At 47.8% G+C, this 17,654-nt stretch carries 16 protein-coding genes and 9 tRNA genes; 17 read left to right on the top strand and 8 right to left on the bottom strand.

Annotation, left to right across the window (positions count from 1 at the left end):
- The first annotated feature begins 41 nt into the window (after window positions 1–41).
- The 10 genes from OOK74_RS01720 to OOK74_RS01675 all read left to right on the top strand — a co-directional run bounded on the left by OOK74_RS01720 (window position 42) and on the right by OOK74_RS01675 (window position 2,989).
- Window positions 42–117 (top strand) — tRNA-Phe (locus tag OOK74_RS01720).
- Between the two features lie 48 nt (window positions 118–165).
- Window positions 166–241, top strand: a tRNA-Thr gene (locus OOK74_RS01715).
- 10 nt (window positions 242–251) lie between these two features.
- Window positions 252–327 (top strand) — tRNA-Phe (locus tag OOK74_RS01710).
- Between the two features lie 15 nt (window positions 328–342).
- A tRNA-Asn gene (locus OOK74_RS01705) sits at window positions 343–418 on the top strand.
- Between the two features lie 221 nt (window positions 419–639).
- Window positions 640–2,265 (top strand): methyl-accepting chemotaxis protein, encoded by a 1,626-nt coding sequence (locus OOK74_RS01700; RefSeq protein ID WP_278182992.1) that lies wholly within the window; start codon window positions 640–642, stop codon window positions 2,263–2,265.
- A 242-nt stretch (window positions 2,266–2,507) separates the two neighbouring features.
- Window positions 2,508–2,583 (top strand) — tRNA-Phe (locus OOK74_RS01695).
- A 38-nt stretch (window positions 2,584–2,621) separates the two neighbouring features.
- Window positions 2,622–2,697: transfer RNA gene (locus OOK74_RS01690), tRNA-Thr, on the top strand.
- 18 nt (window positions 2,698–2,715) lie between these two features.
- A tRNA-Asn gene (locus OOK74_RS01685) sits at window positions 2,716–2,791 on the top strand.
- Between the two features lie 28 nt (window positions 2,792–2,819).
- A tRNA-Thr gene (locus OOK74_RS01680) sits at window positions 2,820–2,895 on the top strand.
- 18 nt (window positions 2,896–2,913) lie between these two features.
- Window positions 2,914–2,989: transfer RNA gene (locus tag OOK74_RS01675), tRNA-Asn, on the top strand.
- A 268-nt stretch (window positions 2,990–3,257) separates the two neighbouring features.
- On the opposite strand, the gene djlA is transcribed toward OOK74_RS01675, so the two are convergent.
- Entirely contained in the window at window positions 3,258–4,124 is an 867-nt protein-coding gene (djlA, locus tag OOK74_RS01670) for a co-chaperone DjlA (protein WP_277207107.1), read from the bottom strand.
- 160 nt (window positions 4,125–4,284) lie between these two features.
- On the opposite strand from djlA, the gene lptD reads away from it, so the two are divergent.
- From lptD to OOK74_RS01640, 6 genes are all read left to right on the top strand, one after another.
- Window positions 4,285–6,627: an LPS assembly protein LptD gene (gene lptD, locus OOK74_RS01665; RefSeq protein ID WP_278182991.1), complete on the top strand. Its 2,343-nt coding sequence runs from the start codon at window positions 4,285–4,287 to the stop codon at window positions 6,625–6,627.
- 49 nt (window positions 6,628–6,676) lie between these two features.
- On the top strand, window positions 6,677–7,972 hold the full coding sequence (gene surA, locus OOK74_RS01660; RefSeq protein ID WP_278182990.1) for a peptidylprolyl isomerase SurA: 1,296 nt from the start codon (window positions 6,677–6,679) through the stop codon (window positions 7,970–7,972).
- Window positions 7,962–8,972 (top strand): 4-hydroxythreonine-4-phosphate dehydrogenase PdxA, encoded by a 1,011-nt coding sequence (pdxA, locus tag OOK74_RS01655; protein ID WP_278182989.1) that lies wholly within the window; start codon window positions 7,962–7,964, stop codon window positions 8,970–8,972. The genes surA and pdxA overlap by 11 nt, the downstream gene beginning before the upstream one ends.
- On the top strand, window positions 8,969–9,784 hold the full coding sequence (rsmA, locus tag OOK74_RS01650; RefSeq protein WP_166013728.1) for a 16S rRNA (adenine(1518)-N(6)/adenine(1519)-N(6))-dimethyltransferase RsmA: 816 nt from the start codon (window positions 8,969–8,971) through the stop codon (window positions 9,782–9,784). Before pdxA ends, rsmA begins: the two co-directional genes overlap by 4 nt.
- A gap of 71 nt (window positions 9,785–9,855) precedes the next feature.
- A complete protein-coding gene (gene apaG, locus OOK74_RS01645; protein WP_274723468.1) occupies window positions 9,856–10,236 on the top strand; it encodes a Co2+/Mg2+ efflux protein ApaG in 381 nt (126 codons plus the stop codon).
- 10 nt (window positions 10,237–10,246) lie between these two features.
- Window positions 10,247–11,050 (top strand): symmetrical bis(5'-nucleosyl)-tetraphosphatase, encoded by an 804-nt coding sequence (locus OOK74_RS01640; RefSeq protein WP_274723469.1) that lies wholly within the window; start codon window positions 10,247–10,249, stop codon window positions 11,048–11,050.
- An 89-nt stretch (window positions 11,051–11,139) separates the two neighbouring features.
- Here OOK74_RS01640 and folA read toward each other — a convergent pair whose 3' ends face one another.
- From folA to rplU, 6 genes are all read right to left on the bottom strand, one after another.
- Entirely contained in the window at window positions 11,140–11,625 is a 486-nt protein-coding gene (gene folA, locus OOK74_RS01635) for a type 3 dihydrofolate reductase (RefSeq protein WP_274723470.1), read from the bottom strand.
- 37 nt (window positions 11,626–11,662) lie between these two features.
- Window positions 11,663–12,136 (bottom strand): threonine/serine exporter family protein, encoded by a 474-nt coding sequence (locus OOK74_RS01630; RefSeq protein WP_274723471.1) that lies wholly within the window; start codon window positions 12,134–12,136, stop codon window positions 11,663–11,665.
- On the bottom strand, window positions 12,136–12,897 hold the full coding sequence (locus tag OOK74_RS01625; protein ID WP_277207115.1) for a threonine/serine exporter family protein: 762 nt from the start codon (window positions 12,895–12,897) through the stop codon (window positions 12,136–12,138). Before OOK74_RS01625 ends, OOK74_RS01630 begins: the two co-directional genes overlap by 1 nt.
- A 125-nt stretch (window positions 12,898–13,022) precedes the next feature.
- Window positions 13,023–14,195, bottom strand: coding sequence for an Obg family GTPase CgtA (cgtA, locus tag OOK74_RS01620; protein ID WP_274723473.1), 1,173 nt, complete (start codon window positions 14,193–14,195; stop codon window positions 13,023–13,025).
- 201 nt (window positions 14,196–14,396) lie between these two features.
- Window positions 14,397–14,657 (bottom strand): 50S ribosomal protein L27, encoded by a 261-nt coding sequence (gene rpmA / locus OOK74_RS01615; RefSeq protein ID WP_166013735.1) that lies wholly within the window; start codon window positions 14,655–14,657, stop codon window positions 14,397–14,399.
- A 20-nt stretch (window positions 14,658–14,677) separates the two neighbouring features.
- The gene (gene rplU / locus OOK74_RS01610; protein ID WP_045569813.1) at window positions 14,678–14,989 is read right to left on the bottom strand and encodes a 50S ribosomal protein L21; all 312 of its coding nucleotides are present in this window, start codon (window positions 14,987–14,989) and stop codon (window positions 14,678–14,680) included.
- A gap of 266 nt (window positions 14,990–15,255) precedes the next feature.
- On the opposite strand from rplU, the gene ispB reads away from it, so the two are divergent.
- Window positions 15,256–16,227, top strand: a complete 972-nt coding sequence (gene ispB / locus OOK74_RS01605; protein ID WP_274723474.1) for an octaprenyl diphosphate synthase — start codon at window positions 15,256–15,258, stop codon at window positions 16,225–16,227.
- A 180-nt stretch (window positions 16,228–16,407) separates the two neighbouring features.
- On the opposite strand, the gene mdh is transcribed toward ispB, so the two are convergent.
- Window positions 16,408–17,343, bottom strand: a complete 936-nt coding sequence (gene mdh / locus OOK74_RS01600) for a malate dehydrogenase (protein ID WP_278182988.1) — start codon at window positions 17,341–17,343, stop codon at window positions 16,408–16,410.
- Window positions 17,344–17,654: the final 311 nt, after the last annotated feature.

Raw genomic sequence — 17,654 nt, 5'->3', positions numbered from 1 at the left:
GTTGACGAAGTAAAGGAAAATACGTTTAATAGCGCTCCGTTGCCCGGATAGCTCAGTCGGTAGAGCAGAGGATTGAAAATCCTCGTGTCGGTGGTTCGATTCCGCCTCCGGGCACCACGAATTTTAGATTGTTGGTGTAAGACACAAACAGCAAAGGTTACGTGTGCCGGCTTAGCTCAGTAGGTAGAGCAACTGACTTGTAATCAGTAGGTCGCCAGTTCGACTCCGGCAGCCGGCACCACTTAAAATTTGCCTCGATAGCTCAGTCGGTAGAGCAGAGGATTGAAAATCCTCGTGTCGGTGGTTCGATTCCGCCTCGAGGCACCACTATTTAAAGATTGTTCCTCCTTAGCTCAGTCGGTAGAGCGACGGACTGTTAATCCGCAGGTCGCTGGTTCGAGCCCAGCAGGAGGAGCCACTTTTCAAAACCCAGTCTTTGACTGGGTTTTTCTTTATCTGCCATTTACCCCCACCACTGTAATACCTTGCCTCTCAACTTATTTTGAAGCGAAAATTTAATCCAACTCATACTTTTGAACTTAGTTCGTATCAATAAATAAGCTGACTGATTACTATCCCTTTGACATAAAAATGTCATAAAAACTTAATCTTCTTACACCATTCCCTATCGGTCGCACCATGAAACTAAAATCTCAAGCTTACTTATTATCAGCCTTGATCCTGATTGCGCTACTCACTCTGAGCGCAACAGGATTATGGACTTTACGGGTCGCGAGTAATCTCGATAACCAAGCCCGTGTCACCGAACTGTTTAATAGTGCCTATAGCATTCTGACTGAAGTCGAAAAAATGGCTCAAGAGGGCACACTGTCAGAGCCTGAAGCCAAAGCGCTTGCCACGCGTATCATGCGTAACAATCTGTACAAAAATAATGAATATGTGTATGTGGCCGATCACAATATGACCTTTGTCGCCACCCCACTCGACCCACAACTGCACGGCACCAGCTTCCATGATTTTAAAGATGGGCAAGGCAACAGTGTGGGTCGCTTAATCCAAGATGTGCTACGTAATCAATCGGGCAGATTAGTGGAATACACTTGGACCCAGCCACAAGCTGACGGCTCGATTGAAGAAAAACTCTCCATCGCTCGTAAAACACCACACTGGGGATGGGTGGTGGGTACTGGGATTGGCCTCAACGAAGTCAACGCCCGTTTTTGGTCTACTGCACAGTGGCAATTAAGTTTGTGTGTGGTGATCGCGCTAGGAATTTTGTCGCTACTGCTACTGGCGATGCATAAGATCCTACTGATCATTGGAGGTGAGCCGAATGAAGTTCGTAGTGCAGTACAAGCGGTAGCGCAAGGGCATATTCGTCGTCAATTTGCCGCCAAAGCACCGAAAGAGAGTATTTATGGCGCAGTGCAGCAGATGAGTGGCTCATTGGCGGATTTAGTCACTAAACTGGAACAAACGATGGCGGCGCTACGCAGCGAACTGGCTGACACCGGAACTCGAGCGCACAGCATTGCGCAATTAACCCATAGCCAGCAGCAATCAACCGCAATGATTGCCACTGCGATGACGGAAATGGCCTCTTCGGCCAATCAAGTCGCCGATTCGGCTCGTGATACGGCATTAAATACCGATCAGGCAGATCAGCAAAGTCAGCATACCCAACAGTTGATCCACAATACTGTGCTCAATATTCAAGGTTTGGCGACCCAATTACAAACTGCGAGTACCGCGGTGGCCGAGCTGGATCAGGATGTGAATAATATTGTCAGGGTGCTCGATGTGATTGGCGATATTGCGGAACAAACCAACTTACTGGCGTTAAATGCGGCGATTGAAGCAGCACGAGCCGGAGAACAAGGTAGAGGCTTTGCGGTGGTCGCCGATGAAGTGCGTAACTTAGCGGGACGCACACAAACCAGTACCAAAGAGATCCAGCAGATGATCCACAATCTACAGGCTGGCTCACGCAATGCGATTCAAACCATCCAAGTGTGCGGACAAACTAGCCGCAATAGCGTGCAAGAATCTGAAAACGCGACGGCAGCTCTCGCCTTAATTGTCAGTGCGCTAGAAAGCGTATCGTCGATGAGCCACCAAATTGCCACCGCGGCGGCCGAGCAAACCCAAGTCAGCGATGATATTGCGTTGCGGATTAATATGATTGAAGAAAGTGGCTGCGAGTTAAGCCGCGTGGTCACCCAAAGCCACAACAGCGCGCAAACTTTAACTCAGCTTGCAAATGAGTTAGAACAGTGGGCAGGCCACTTTTCCGTGACCCGTTAACCACCAAAATTAGCAATAAACCATGTGGAATAAGCACGTCTCGTTACGTGCTTTTTTAATTTTCTTCACTTTTTAACGCAGAAAATACCGATGCCTAGCGCACTTTGATTGCCGATTTAGCCACAAACTGGCGATCTAAATGGACAAAAACAGGCCATTAAGTATAGAAAAACATCAAACAACACTTTTTTTATATTTTCATGTTGACGGCCACCACGAAAACCCTTTTAATACACCCCATCGCCCGGATAGCTCAGTCGGTAGAGCAGAGGATTGAAAATCCTCGTGTCGGTGGTTCGATTCCGCCTCCGGGCACCACAATTTTAATTGTTGGTGCTACCAGCAATAATCAATGTGCCGACTTAGCTCAGTAGGTAGAGCAACTGACTTGTAATCAGTAGGTCACCAGTTCGATTCCGGTAGTCGGCACCATTAAATAAAAAGAATAATTCCTCCTTAGCTCAGTCGGTAGAGCGACGGACTGTTAATCCGCAGGTCGCTGGTTCGAGCCCAGCAGGAGGAGCCAATTTTCAGCTTGCTTTGCAAGTTGAGTTGCCGACTTAGCTCAGTAGGTAGAGCAACTGACTTGTAATCAGTAGGTCACCAGTTCGATTCCGGTAGTCGGCACCATTAAATAAAAAGAACAATTCCTCCTTAGCTCAGTCGGTAGAGCGACGGACTGTTAATCCGCAGGTCGCTGGTTCGAGCCCAGCAGGAGGAGCCACCTTTCAAAACCCAGTCTTTGACTGGGTTTTATTTTATCTGCAACTTATAGCCAAACAACTTGCAGTTGCAGGAAGACGGTGAGCCAGTGAGTGAGCATAGGCCAACGATGTGATTGGGGTGACTAACCTAGCCAACACCACTGCAGCTTCCAGTAAGAAGAGTATATCCATCACAAATACTCGCCCTCATCTCCTACCCATCATTTGCGCCGATAAAAAAAGGCAAACCGAATGATTTGCCTTTTTTACCTTCGTTGAAACTGCAAGTTACTTAATGTCACGCTGTTTGCGGATTAACTCATAGGCGGATTGGATCTGCTGTGATTTTTCTTTCGCCATATTCATCATTTCCGGTGGTAAACCTTTGGCCATCAATTTATCCGGATGGTGTTCATTCATCAGCTTACGATAAGCCCGCTTGATCTCTTGCGCGCTACTGCTGTCGGTAACGCCAAGCAATTCATAAGCATCGGCAAGATGATCTCGCGCTGAAGAAGCTTGCCACTGCTGGCCTCGCTGGTTTTGCTGCTGTGAACCCGCACCGCCAAAACCGCCACCTTGCTGAAAGCGAAACGCCGCTTCTTGCATACGCAAACGCCGCTCAAGCTGATCCGCCGAAAAACCTAACCCACGCGCAATACGGTGCAATACATTGCGCTCATTAGGATCAATATCCCCATCGGCAAATGCGGCAGAGATTTGCAGCTCAAGGAAAAACTGTAATAAATCAAAGCGCCCAGCGCTAGCAATCTTCAACCTTTCTAGCACCGGTTCGAGAGGAAAATCAGCCTCTTTCCCCTCACGAAAAGCCTCTTGTGCTGCCCGTTTTTGTTCGCTGGTTAAGTTCATGCGATCCATCATAATGGTCGCAAGCTGAATTTCTTGTTGAGTTACCTGCCCTTTCGCTTTGGCGACGTGCCCCATTACCGAGAAAGCGGCTTTAAAAAATTGCTCTTGCCGCTCCGCTTGGCTGGGGCCTCCGCCAAAAGCGCCAGCACCAGGTTGAAAACCAGCCTGATTTAAACGACGAGCTTTATCAAATTGATGACCAAGGAAGATCCCAAAAATTGCGCCGAAAGGTCCCCCAAATAGGAAGCCAAAAAAAGCGCCCAATATTTTTCCAAAAATATGCATTATGTGCTCTCAATCTATGAATTTTTCTGGAGTGAAGCGGTCTGATAGTGGCGGATGCGTCAATTTCCTTTATGATAAGGAACGTCTATGTTTCAGGCTCCTAAGTTCGGAATCCATCCAGTTCAACAGGCCATTAAGCTCAACAGGATAGTACAACCTAATGTCATGCTTCTCCCGCACATTTTTAGCCGCCTCAATTAGCGCTGCGCTATTTGCACCTCAGATACAAGCAGAAGCAGGTGTCGATGACCATCACACTCCACAGCTCAGTGGTGAGCAGTGCTTAATTAATCCGCCAGAGCCTACTAATCCAGGCCAACAGCCTATCAATGTCGAAGCGGATAAGCTAGAGGCAATCAATGGTCAGCAAGCAACCTATTCGGGCAATGTGGTGGTGGTGCAAGGTAACAAGCGAATTGCCGCCGACAATGTCACTTTGCATCAGCAAGAGAACTTAGTGGTCGCTGAAGGTAATGTACAGTTTAGCGATGGCCAAATCAAAACCCACTCGACCCGAGCCACCAACCATCTCAATACCGATCAAATGACGCTCGAAAATACCCGTTACCAGTTCTTATGCGAACCGGGACGAGGTGAAGCGGTGTTTGTGTCTAAAACCGGTAAAACCGTGTACGAAATTGAAGATGGTTCGATAACCTCATGCCCAGATGGGGATAATGCTTGGCGTATGCGCGCTTCCAGCATTGATGTTGACCAAGATGAAGAGATTGCCACTTTCTACAATCCACGCCTTGAAGTGCAAAATGTACCGATTTTCTATCTGCCTTATTTGACGGTGCCAATTGGCGATACCCGTAAAACCGGCTTTCTGTACCCGACCGCCTCTTATGGCTCTCGCAATGGTTATGAGCTTGAAGTGCCGATTTATTGGAACTTAGCGCCCAATTACGATTTAGAAACCACCTTCATCTACATGCAAAAGCGCGGCACGCAATTAAATAGCCAATTCCGCTATTTGAGTGATTTTGGGCGTGGTCAAATTAAGGCTGAATTTTTACCCGACGATAAACTCTATGTCGAGCAAGGCAATCGTTGGGCGGTGCAATATGAGCACAGTGGGATTTTCCAACAGGCATGGAAGTTTGAGATTGATTACTCAAAAGTCAGCGATATCAACTATTTCTCTGATTTAGATTCGGGGATCGGTAAACGTGAAGATGGTCAATTAATCCAAGAAGGGCGCGCGACCTATCGTACCCAAAACTGGGATTCGTCACTGTTAGTGCGTGATTTTCAATTGCTGACCAATGATACCACCAGCACCAACTTACCCTATCGGTTAATGCCGCAACTGAGCTATAACTATTACGCCCCAGAGCTGATGAAATACTTGGATCTTGATTTGATCAGCCATATTTCGCGCTTTGAAACCGATGCTAAAGGTAAACCTTCAGCGACTCGGGTTCATGTTGAACCGGGTTTAAAAATGCCGTTCAGCAATACTTGGGGTAACTGGACCACCGAAGCACGTTTGCTCGGTACTTATTATCAACAAGATTTGGATAACACCACCGATAGCAAACTCGAAGAGAGTGTCACTCGGGTGATCCCAGAATTTCGAACGGGTGCCGGTATTGTACTGGAGCGCGATACTATCCTGTTAGATAGCTATACCCAGACGCTTGAACCAAGAATTCAGTATCTGTTCGTACCAGAGCAAGATCAGAGCAATATCGCTCTCTACGATTCGACCATGCTGCAAACTGACTATTACGGGTTGTTCCGTAGCCGCAAATACAGCGGGGTCGACCACATTAAGTCAGCTAACCAAATTAGCTACGGTGCCTCAAGCCGCTTTTTTGATGACTCTTACAAAGAGCGGCTCAACATCGCATTTGGTCAAATTTTCTACCTCGACAGTAAACTCAACCCCTCCAATAGCAATGGCGATCAAGAGTCGAGCTATTCGGCATGGGCGGTCGAGATGGACTTTAACTTTGCCGATTATCTGTTCTACCACGGCGGCATCCAATACGATATTGATACCCAAGATATTCAACTGGGCAACAGTACCTTAGAGTACCGCTTTACTGACGGCTACCTGCAAGGCAACTACCGCTATGTTGCCAAAGATTACATCCGCAATACGGTTGGGGATAGCATTGCCAATATTGATGATATAACCAAAGATGGAATTTCCCAGGCTGGGCTGCTGGCGGGTTATCAGATTAATCGACGCTGGAAAGCCAGTGGTCAATATTATTATGACCTAACTACCCAGCAAGCGTTAGAGTGGTTAGCTAACCTCACCTATACCTCAGATTGTTGGTACATGGGCTTTACCTACAGCAACCAACTGAAAAGCTGGAATGGTAACTTTGTGACCGACCCTTACGCGAGCCCGATCTATGAAAACAACTTTAGCTTCAATATCGGCATTATTGGTTTTGGGACCAGTATCGGAGCTGGTTCAAGCATGACGAATGTTGATAGCGCTGGTAATTCACTCGGCTATGGTCGACCATTCTTCCTTAATAACTAATTTATTCGCCTGAGCGGATTCAGGCTAAAACTTTCAGATAGGACTGCCCATGAAATTGTGGAAACCCACACTAATTAGCGTTATCAGTGCACTGACTTTGTTCAACGCTCACGCACAACCACAAGCACTCGATAGCGTTGCGGTCATCGTCAATAGCGGCGTGATCTTACAAAGTGATGTCGATGGTGCACTCAAAACGGTAAAAGCCAATGCCAAACAAAGTCATCAAGCATTGCCTGTAGAAAGTGTGCTACGCGAGCAAGTGCTCGAAAAGCTGATCATTGATACTTTGCAGCAGCAAGAAGCCGACCGGGTTGGGGTGAAAATTGATGATAGCCGCTTAAATGAAGCGATCAAAGAGATCGCCAGCAATAACCAGCAGACTCAAGAACAACTGATTGCTGCCATCGCCCAAGAAGGCCTGACTTACCCGGAATTTCGTGAACAAGTCCGTAAAGAGATGGCGGCCAGTGAAGCACGCAACGCTCTGGTTCGTCGTCGGATCAATATCTTGCCCGCTGAAGTGGATACCCTAGCCGAGCTGCTGGCGCAAGAAACCGATGCGACGGTGCAATATAAAATCAGCCATATCCAACTGCGCGTTGAAGATGGGCAAGAAAAAGCTCAAGTAGAAACGTTAGCCAAGCAACTGGTCGACGAGTTGCAAAATGGGGCTGATTTTGCCCAGTTGGCTTACACCTATTCGAAAGGACCTAAGGCATTACAAGGTGGTGATTGGGGTTGGATGCGCAAAGAAGAGATGCCGACCATTTTTGCCGATCAAATCAAACTGCAAAATAAAGGCAGCATTATTGGCCCATTTCGCAGCGGTGGTGGCTTCCACATTCTAAAAATTGATGATGTGAAAGGCTTAGAAACCGTCGCCGTCACCGAAGTGAACGCGCGCCATATCCTCATCAAACCGACTATTATTCTCAGTGATGAAGGGGCGCAAAAACAGCTCAATGAATTGATCCAGCGGATTAACAGTGGCGAAGCCACCTTTGCCGAACTAGCGCAACAATATAGCCAAGATCCAGGTTCAGCCGCACAAAAAGGTGAATTGGGCTATCAAACGCCAGATCTGTATGTGCCTGAATTTAAACACCAAGTCGAAACCTTACCGGTAGGTCAAATCAGTGCGCCTTTTCAAACCGTACATGGCTGGCATATTGTCGAAGTGCTGGATCGCCGAGAAGTGGATCGCACCGATGCTGCGCTGAAAAACCGTGCATACCGCATTTTGTTCAATCGTAAGTTCAATGAAGAAGCGAGCGCATGGCTGCAAGAGCTACGTGCCAGCGCCTTTGTTGAAGTATTGAAGGACGATAAGGATGAGCTGTAAGCGGATTATCGTGACCGCCGGTGAGCCGGCGGGAATTGGCCCAGATTTAGCGCTCGCACTGTCTACTCACGATTGGCCACATCAACTGGTGGTGTGTGCCGACAAAGCTTTGCTCAGTCAACGTGCTGCCCTGCTGGGAATTGAAGTAAAACTGCTTGATTATCAAGCTGATCATCCAGCTTTACCACATCAAGCAGGCACGCTATGGGTTGAGCATATCCCACTCGCTGAGCCCGTCATCGCCGGCCAACTCAACCCCGCTAACGGCCATTATGTATTAAAAACGCTGCAAAGAGCGGCAAAAGGCTGTATGAATGGCGAATTTGATGCTATTGTCACCGGCCCTGTGCACAAGGGGATGATCAACCGAGCGGGGGTCGCGTTTAGCGGTCACACTGAATTTTTTGCTGAACAGTCCAATACCCCTCTAGTGGTGATGATGCTGGCTACAGAAGGCTTACGTACCGCTTTAGTCACGACTCATCTCCCGTTAGCTGCAGTGCCACAAGCGATAACCTGTGAACGTCTAGAGCAGATCATTCACATTCTCCACAAGGATTTAGTCGAGAAATTTGCCATTGCTGAGCCGAAAATTTACGTGTGTGGTTTAAACCCCCACGCAGGTGAAGACGGTGTATTAGGCATGGAGGAGATTGAAACTATCACTCCTACCCTACAGCGTTTGCGTGAGCAATATGGCATGCAATTGGTTGGCCCAATGCCAGCCGATACCATTTTTAGTGAAAAATACTTACAGCAAGCAGATGCGATCCTTGGTATGTACCACGATCAAGTCCTGCCAGTGCTTAAATATAAAGGGTTTGGTCGTTCGGTAAATATTACCTTAGGTCTGCCCTTTATCCGCACATCAGTTGACCATGGTACGGCGCTCGATCTGGCCGCCACCGGACAAGCTGATACAGGAAGCTTATGGACGGCATTAGCTTACGCAATTGAATTAGTTGATAAAAAAAGCGCAATAACTTCGAGAACACTATGAGAAATGATGTCCACTTAGGGCACAAAGCGCGCAAACGCTTTGGTCAAAACTTCCTTAATGATCCTTACATCATTGATGGAATTGTGTCGGCAATTAATCCACAGCCTGGACAAAACTTGGTAGAGATCGGCCCAGGATTGGGAGCGATCACAGAGCCAGTAGGGCGTGAAGTCGATAAGTTCACCGTGATCGAACTTGACCGCGATCTGGCAGAGCGTTTACGCAATCACCCTGAGTTGGCGAGCAAACTGACCATCCATGAAGGCGATGCGATGCGTTTCGACTTCAAGCAATTGGTTAAACCTAACCATAAACTGCGTATCTTTGGTAACTTGCCATACAACATCTCAACGCCACTGATGTTCCACCTTTTTGAATTCCATCGTGATATTCAAGATATGCACTTTATGCTGCAAAAAGAGGTGGTCAACCGTTTAGCTGCAGGCCCAAACAGTAAAGCGTATGGCCGCCTAACAGTGATGGCGCAATACTACTGCAAAGTGGTGCCAGTACTTGAAGTGCCACCTACCGCGTTTGTACCGCCACCAAAAGTTGATTCTGCGGTGGTGCGCTTAGTGCCGTATGAAGATTTACCACACCCAGCGACCAGCCTAACTTGGCTAGATCGGGTAGTGCGTGAAGGCTTTAACCAACGTCGTAAAACCGTGCGTAACTGCTACAAAGGCTTAGTCGAACCAGAAACCCTGCAACAACTCGGTATCGAGCCGAGTATGCGACCTGAGAATTTGACCTTGGCCCAGTTTGTGGCACTCGCCAACTGGCTTGATGCACAGCCGTCAACTCACGCATAATTAAAGCAAGGACGACATTAGTCGTCCTTGCTTTATCAGCGTAGAGATCCCACTCAACCGAGGAATCGCTCATGGATGTTTCGCTTCCCTGCATCAAAATTCAGGTTCAGACTCGCTACGTTGAGCAGCAGTCTAACCCTGAATATCAACGCTTTGTGTTTGTTTATCTGATCACGATTAAAAATCTCAGCCCGCAAACGGTACAGCTATTAGGTCGTCGTTGGCTGATCACCGATGCCAATGGCAAACAGATTGCAGTAGAAGGTGAAGGGGTGGTTGGCGAACAGCCCTATATTGCCACCAATGATGAATACACCTATAGCAGTGGCACTGTATTAGAGACGCCTATCGGGGTGATGCAGGGGCACTATTTAATGGTCGATGCACAAGGTGAATCGTTCACGGTCGAGATTGAACCCTTTCGCCTCGCGGTTCCTCATGTATTGAATTAACGGAGTTTGTGTGGCCAATTACATCGTCGGAGATATTCAAGGCTGTTTTGACGAGCTACAACTGCTACTCGATCAAGTCCAGTTTGATCCAAGCCAAGATCGACTATGGTTTGCGGGTGACTTAGTGGCTAGAGGGCCGAAATCACTCGAGACATTACGCTTCGCCTACCAATTAGGTGAGGCCGCGCAAGTCGTGCTCGGCAATCATGATTTGCATTTGCTTTCGGTGGCGCTCGGCAATCACCCCGCTAAACGCCGCGATCAAACTCAAGCGATTTTTGCTGCACCAGATGCGCCATTATTACTCGATTGGCTACGCCAACAACCATTACTAGCGGAACATGCCGAATTTGTGGTGTGCCATGCCGGAGTTTCCCCACAATGGGATTTAGCCACGGCACGCCAAGCCGCACAAGAGGTCGCACAAGTGTTACGCGGCCCACAATGGCCTAACCTGATTACGCAGATGTATCACGATCAGCCGGACGCATGGCACGTAGCGTTACAAGGCTTCGATCGCCTGCGTTATATCATCAATGCCTTTACGCGGATGCGATTTTGCTACCCCGATGGTCGGTTAGATATGCACTGTAAGCTCCCTCCCTCACAAGTGACTGACGGTCACTTATTGCCTTGGTTTCAATTACCTCAACGGATCAAGCTGGAAAAAACAGTGATTTTTGGCCATTGGGCGGCTTTGGAAGGCTATGCCAGCCAAGAGGTGATTGGACTTGACACTGGCTGCGTATGGGGGGGCAGTTTAACCATGCTGCGCTGGGAAGATAAACGCTACTTTACCCAAGCCGCGCGCTAACGCCAAATTCTTCCCCCGCCCATCAGCGGGGGGAGTTGAATCGATCAATATTAACCCTTAATAAACCGGTGGTTAGCGATTGAGCTGGCTCAAGATCTGCGTTGGTAAATCACAAAATCCATCGCATAAGCATTATTTAAATCGGCCGCATAGTGCTCACGATAACACTCTAGCCACTCACTGCCCCACTCTGGAAATTGCGTATCACCCTCGAGATCGGCATGAATTTGCGTGAGATACAATTTATCGGCTAACGGTAAACACGCTGCATATAAGCTGCCACCGCCAATGATCATGATTTCGTCAACCGCTCCGGCTTTGGCTAATGCCGCGTCGATTGAAGTGACCACATCCACCCCCTCAATCTGTAAGTTCGCATCGCGCGAAATCACAATATTGTGCCGCCCCGGTAAAGGTCGACCAATCGATTGGTAAGTTTTACGGCCCATGATCACCGGTTTGCCTAGAGTACAACGTTTAAACCAAGCAAAATCGGCGGGTAAATGCCACGGCATCTGATTGTCTTTACCAATCACGCGCTGCTCTGCCATGGCGGCAATCATACTGATCATCATTTTTGGGTTACCTTTTACGCTAGCAATCTACTAGCCATTAAATAATCGGTTTACGGCGATAAAAAAGTAGCCCAGGCACAGCAAGGCCAATCGCTAAACCGACGATGATAAACATCGCTTTGAGAAAATTTTCCGATAATGCTTCCATCAGTTGGACCGAAAAGCCAAGCTGATTCATTTCAACTAATGCAATCATCGCCTTAAAAGCAAACACCCCTGGCACCATAGGAATCAGTGCCGCCACTGTGAAGACCTTGGGGTGAGCGAGAAAGCGCCGTGACCAATAAACCCCAACCATACCCACCAGGGTCGCGGCAAAAAAGCTTGCCCATTCAATCGGCATCCCAAACTGCATCATCAAGTAGCGCGAGCCATGACCCAGTGCACCGCCAAGAGCACAGTACTTCAACGCTGGTTGCGGCACATTAAACACCAACGCAAAGCCAACCGCTGGTATTGCTGCAAAAAACATATCGTTGAGCAATCCCAACCCTAGATCCCAACTTAACATTACCACCCCCAGATCCCTGTCACGCTCATTGCTGCCACAATCCCAAGTGAGGTCGCTAACGTCAGTAAACTGGCCATCGCAAAGCGCGCAATCCCCATATTGATATAGCCTTTGAGCATATCAGCCACCGCATTAATCAGAGGAAAACCGGGCACCAGCATCAATACTGACGAAGCCATCACTATGGTCGGTTTATTACCCAATTGATAAACCACCGCTTGCGCCGAAATCACCGAGGTGACAAAAGCGGTCGCAGTAAAATTGAGTAGTGGGTTGAATTGGCGATGCCCGATCTCTTGACGCACGATCATTCCAACACTGGATGCGATCAAAGTGATCATAAATACCATCCAATCACCGCCCGCTAAACGGCTAAATGCTGCACATGACAAACCAATCATCACCACCACTAACCAGCGGTTATAGCGTGCCGGACTAATTTGATTGATTTTTTTCTGAGCGAAACGGTAATCAAGCACGCCCTTTTCCATCATGATGCAGATCCGTTGGATCTGGGTCACCACGCGCATGTTGATGCCGCGATCTGGGCTACGTCTGGTGGTCGTGATGCAATGCTCATGATAAACGGTGGTGACCACCAAAGAGCTAGCCGAAAGAGACACTTCGACTTCACTCATACCACTGGCGAGACCAATTCGGCGCATAATATCGCCGACTAAGGTACTTTCTGCGCCATGCGCTAATAACATCTGCCCTGCCTGGGCAATCAAACGAGAAACGGCTCTCTGTTTGGCTTCCATGATTCCTTTCCTAAACACCTAACAACGTCCAAAAGTGGCACTTAGTGTGCCTGAAACGGCGAGCGAGAAATATGATTTAGACACAAAAAAGCCGCAACAAAGTTGCGGCATTAACGTTCGGTGATTTAGTCACGTACATAGATAACGTGGCCGTCATCTTCTTCGTCGTCCCAATCATCCCAATCGTCATCATCTTCGGTGATCACTTCACGACCAGCCAAACCATCTTTTTGATGATAATCCCAGGTGAAATCGACTTTTTCGGCTTCGCTTGGCTGTGATGTCTCTTTTGGCAAGGTATCCATAAATTCAGCCAGCTTCATGCAAAGCTCTTTGGTCCCTTGACGGTTAGCCGCTGAAATCTTGAAGTATTCGCCTTCCCATGCCAAAGCATCAATGATGTCTTGGATGATTTGGTCGGCTTGATCTTCCGGTATCAGATCGACTTTGTTGAACACCAACCAACGTGGTTTGCTGGCCAGTTTTTCACTGTACTGCTCGAGCTCATCAATAATGGTCAAGGCATTATGCGCAGGATCACTTTGATCAATCGGCATAATATCGATCACATGCAGCAATACTCGGCAGCGTTCAAGGTGCTTCAAGAAGCGGATACCTAAACCGGCCCCTTCTGCCGCGCCTTCAATCAAGCCCGGAATATCGGCCACCACAAAGCTCTTTTCTGGCAATACGCTAACGACGCCTAAGCTTGGCACCAAAGTGGTAAACGGATAGTCCGCCACTTTAGGTTTCGCAGCCGAAACCGCACGAATAAAGGTCGATTTACCCGCATTTGGCATACCGAGCATACCCACATCCGCCAGCAGCAACAGCTCTAAGCGAATATCGCGGACTTCACCTTTGGTACCCATGGTTTTTTGGCGTGGAGAGCGATTGACTGACGATTTAAAACGGGCATTACCCAAACCGTGCCAGCCACCTTTCGCGATCATGACTTTTTTGCCATGCTCAGCCACTTCACCTATGATTTCATTGGTGTGAATGTCCACCGCACGAGTACCGACTGGCACGCGTAGCACTTTGTCTTTACCACATTTGCCAGTACAGTTACCGCCGCCACCATTTTTACCACGCTCTGCTTCATAGAAGCGCTGGAAACGGTAGTCGATCAATGTATTAAGGTTTTCATCGGCCAGCATGTAAACATCGCCGCCGTCACCACCATCGCCGCCATCAGGGCCGCCATTGGTGACAAATTTTTCGCGCCAAAAGCTAACAACACCGTTACCGCCGTCGCCCGCTTGGACTTTAATTACCGCTTCATCAACAAATTTCATTTTTCCTCCACTCAATGTCGTGGGAAATCTTAATCAGTCTAGTAAACCTGAGAACGTAGATCCCAGAAAATAATCACCTGCTTGGATCAGGCTGCATTCAGGTCTAGGGTCTAGGGTCTAGGGTCTAGGGTCGACCACACTTTTGATAAATAAAAAACCCCACCAAACGGCAGGGCTTTTGAATTCATCAAGAAACGTTGCTTATTCAGCTGTTTCGATGCTAACGAATTTACGGTTTTTAGAACCTTTAACCTCGAACTTCACTTTACCATCAGATAGAGCGAATAGAGTGTGGTCTTTACCGATGCCTACGTTAGTACCAGCGTGGAACTTAGTACCACGTTGACGAACGATGATGTTACCTGCAAGTACAGATTCACCACCGAAACGCTTAACACCTAGACGTTTGCTTTCTGAATCGCGGCCGTTACGAGTAGAACCACCAGCTTTTTTGTGTGCCATTGTTGAACTCTCCTAATAACTTAAGCGTTGATACCAGTGATTTTCACTTCTGTGAACCACTGACGGTGACCTTGTTGCTTACGAGAGTGCTTACGACGACGGAACTTAACGATTTTTACTTTATCGCCACGACCGTGTTGTACCACTTCAGCAACTACTTTACCGCCCTCAAGAAGAGGAGCACCTACTTTAATGTCTTCGCCGTTAGCAACCAGCAGAACTTTATCAAATTCTACAGTTGCGCCAGTTTCAACGTCTAATTTCTCTAAACGAAGGGTTTGACCTTCGCTTACACGGTGTTGTTTACCACCAGATTGGAAAACAGCGTACATATTTTACTCCGCTCTTTCCGCACAGCCTATGCTACATTTGCGATAAGGGTGTGCGCTAAACTAATCATCAATAGGGCGCAGATTCTACGTGAATGATGTGCCTATGACAAGCCATATTTTGAAAAAAGTGGCGAAAAGCTAATCGCCAAACAAAAGTGCCGCAATCATGCCTTTAAGCCATGTATTAATCAATAATTTTTAGTGTATTATGCAGCGATTCCAGAAGACTAAATGCCTTATACGCTCTTATATCAGCCGGATTTACGATGGATTTTAAAGCTATCCAAGCGCTTACTGCCAATGACATGGCAAAAGTGAACGAAACGATTCACGCTCAACTCAATTCTGACGTCTCCCTCATCAACCAACTTGGTTTCTATATCATCAGTGGTGGTGGTAAAAGGTTACGTCCATTGTTAGCGGTCTTATCCGCCAGAGCTCTCGGTTACCAAGGCTCTCATCATACGACCGCCGCCGCTTTTGTAGAATTTATTCATACTGCGACCCTGTTGCATGATGACGTGGTTGACGAATCCGATCTGCGCCGTGGCAAAGCGACCGCGAATGCGGCGTTTGGCAATGCCGCGAGCGTGTTAGTCGGCGATTTTATTTATACCCGCTCTTTTCAGATGATGACCGAATTAGGATCGTTAAAGATCCTCAAGCTGATGAGTGATGCGGTGAATGTGATCGCGGAAGGGGAAGTTCAGCAATTGATGAACTGTAACAACCCTGACACCACTGAAGCTAACTATATGCAGGTGATTTACTCTAAAACCGCCCGTCTGTTTGAAGCAGCAACGCAAATTGGCGCGATTTTGTGTGATGCTTCACCGCAAGTAGAGCTGGCAATGCAAAATTACGGTAAGTATCTCGGCACTGCATTCCAATTAATTGATGATGTGATGGATTACACCGCCGACGGTGAAGAGATGGGTAAAAATGTCGGTGATGATCTGGCCGAAGGCAAACCGACGCTGCCACTGCTGTATGCGATGCAGCACGCAGAGCCCGAGCAAGCGGCAATGATCCGTGCCGCGATCGAACAAGCCAATGGTCTATCACGTCTCGAACAAATTTTAGCGGTAATGGAGCAAACTGGCGCTTTGCAATACACCATCAGCAAAGCTCAACATGAAGCGGACAAAGCGATTGCACAATTGGCCGTGTTACCCGACAGCGAGTATAAGCAAGCGCTGATTGCGCTCGCGCATATGGCGGTCAATCGCAGCAAATAAAGCGTGGTTTATCACATCCTGTCTAGGAGATAAGCTCACGTGACATTGAAATGACGAAGCGCGATTCAATGCTGCTGAGCTGCAGAGTCAAGCACCATCTACATTAAGCTTGCACAAAAAAATACCGCTCATCACGAGCGGTATTTTCAATCAATAAGTTCAATCGACACTGAGTGTTATTTACTTAACGAACTTAACCCCAATTTGAATATCACTGTTGAGCGTCTCCAGCATACCATCTAGCGCCGCTTGCTCATACGCACTCAATGGGCCGATGTCTAACAGTTGCTCTACGCCATGTTTACCGAGCTTGATCGGTTGAGCAAAGAACGGAGCATACTCGCCCTTACCTTCCACATACGCATACTCAACCACATCAGCTTCACCTTGTAACGCTTTCACTAAGGCCAAACCAAAACGGCATGCTGCCTGCCCCATCGAAAGAGTTGCAGAACCGCCACCCGCTTTGGCTTCTACCACTTCGGTACCAGCATTTTGGATCCGCTTGGTCAGTGCAGCCACTTCTTGCTCAGTCAAATTCATCCCTTCAACTTGTGACAGCAGCGGTAAAATGGTCACACCAGAGTGGCCACCAATCACAGGGACACGCACTTGGCCTGGATCTTTGTTCTGCAAAGCTGCGACAAACGTTTCTGAGCGGATCACATCTAAGGTCGTAATACCAAACAATTTACGCTTGTCATACACACCAGCTTTTTTCAGCACTTCGGCAGCAATCGGCACGGTGGTGTTAACTGGATTGGTGATAATGCCAACACACGCGGTTGGGCACACCACTGCGATTTTTTCGGCCAATGCTCTGACAATGCCGGCATTGACATTAAATAGATCCGCACGATCCATCCCAGGTTTACGCGCCACACCGGCCGAAACCAAAACCACATCTGCTCCGTCGAGCGCTGGAGTAGGATCTTCACCCGCATAACCTTGCACCGTAACAGGCGTCGGGATATGACTCAGATCCGCCGCCACACCCGGCGTAACAGGCGCAATATCGTACAGCGCCAAATCAGAGCCCGCTGGAAGACGATTTTTGAGTAACAGTGCAAGAGCCTGACCAATACCGCCAGCGGCACCAATAACAGCAACTTTCATCGTAAATCTCCTTGAGAGTAATCTCTTATAAGTTTGTAGGGTAATTCGGTATCTGACTATCAAACGCTATAGTAACCACTATCTGATTACAATCACTTAACGTCAGCTTTGCGAGTTCACGCAACACGGCTAAAAGATGTGTCAGCATAGAAGGCGATTATCAGTCAATGTTCAACTTACACAAAGAGTTATCGCCTGATTTAACCCAATATAAAAAATATTTACAGTGACAGAGAGGGCAAATTTAGCGCATCATTTGGTATATCATGCATAGATATGCGAGAATATGCACAAATCGGTCATTTAACTCT

The sequence above is a fragment of the Vibrio misgurnus genome (assembly GCF_029635775.1).
In the GTDB taxonomy this organism is placed as follows: domain Bacteria; phylum Pseudomonadota; class Gammaproteobacteria; order Enterobacterales; family Vibrionaceae; genus Vibrio; species Vibrio chanodichtyis.
The sequence above is the reverse complement of the archived record's forward strand: the minus strand, read 5'-3'. Positions and strand labels throughout refer to the sequence as shown.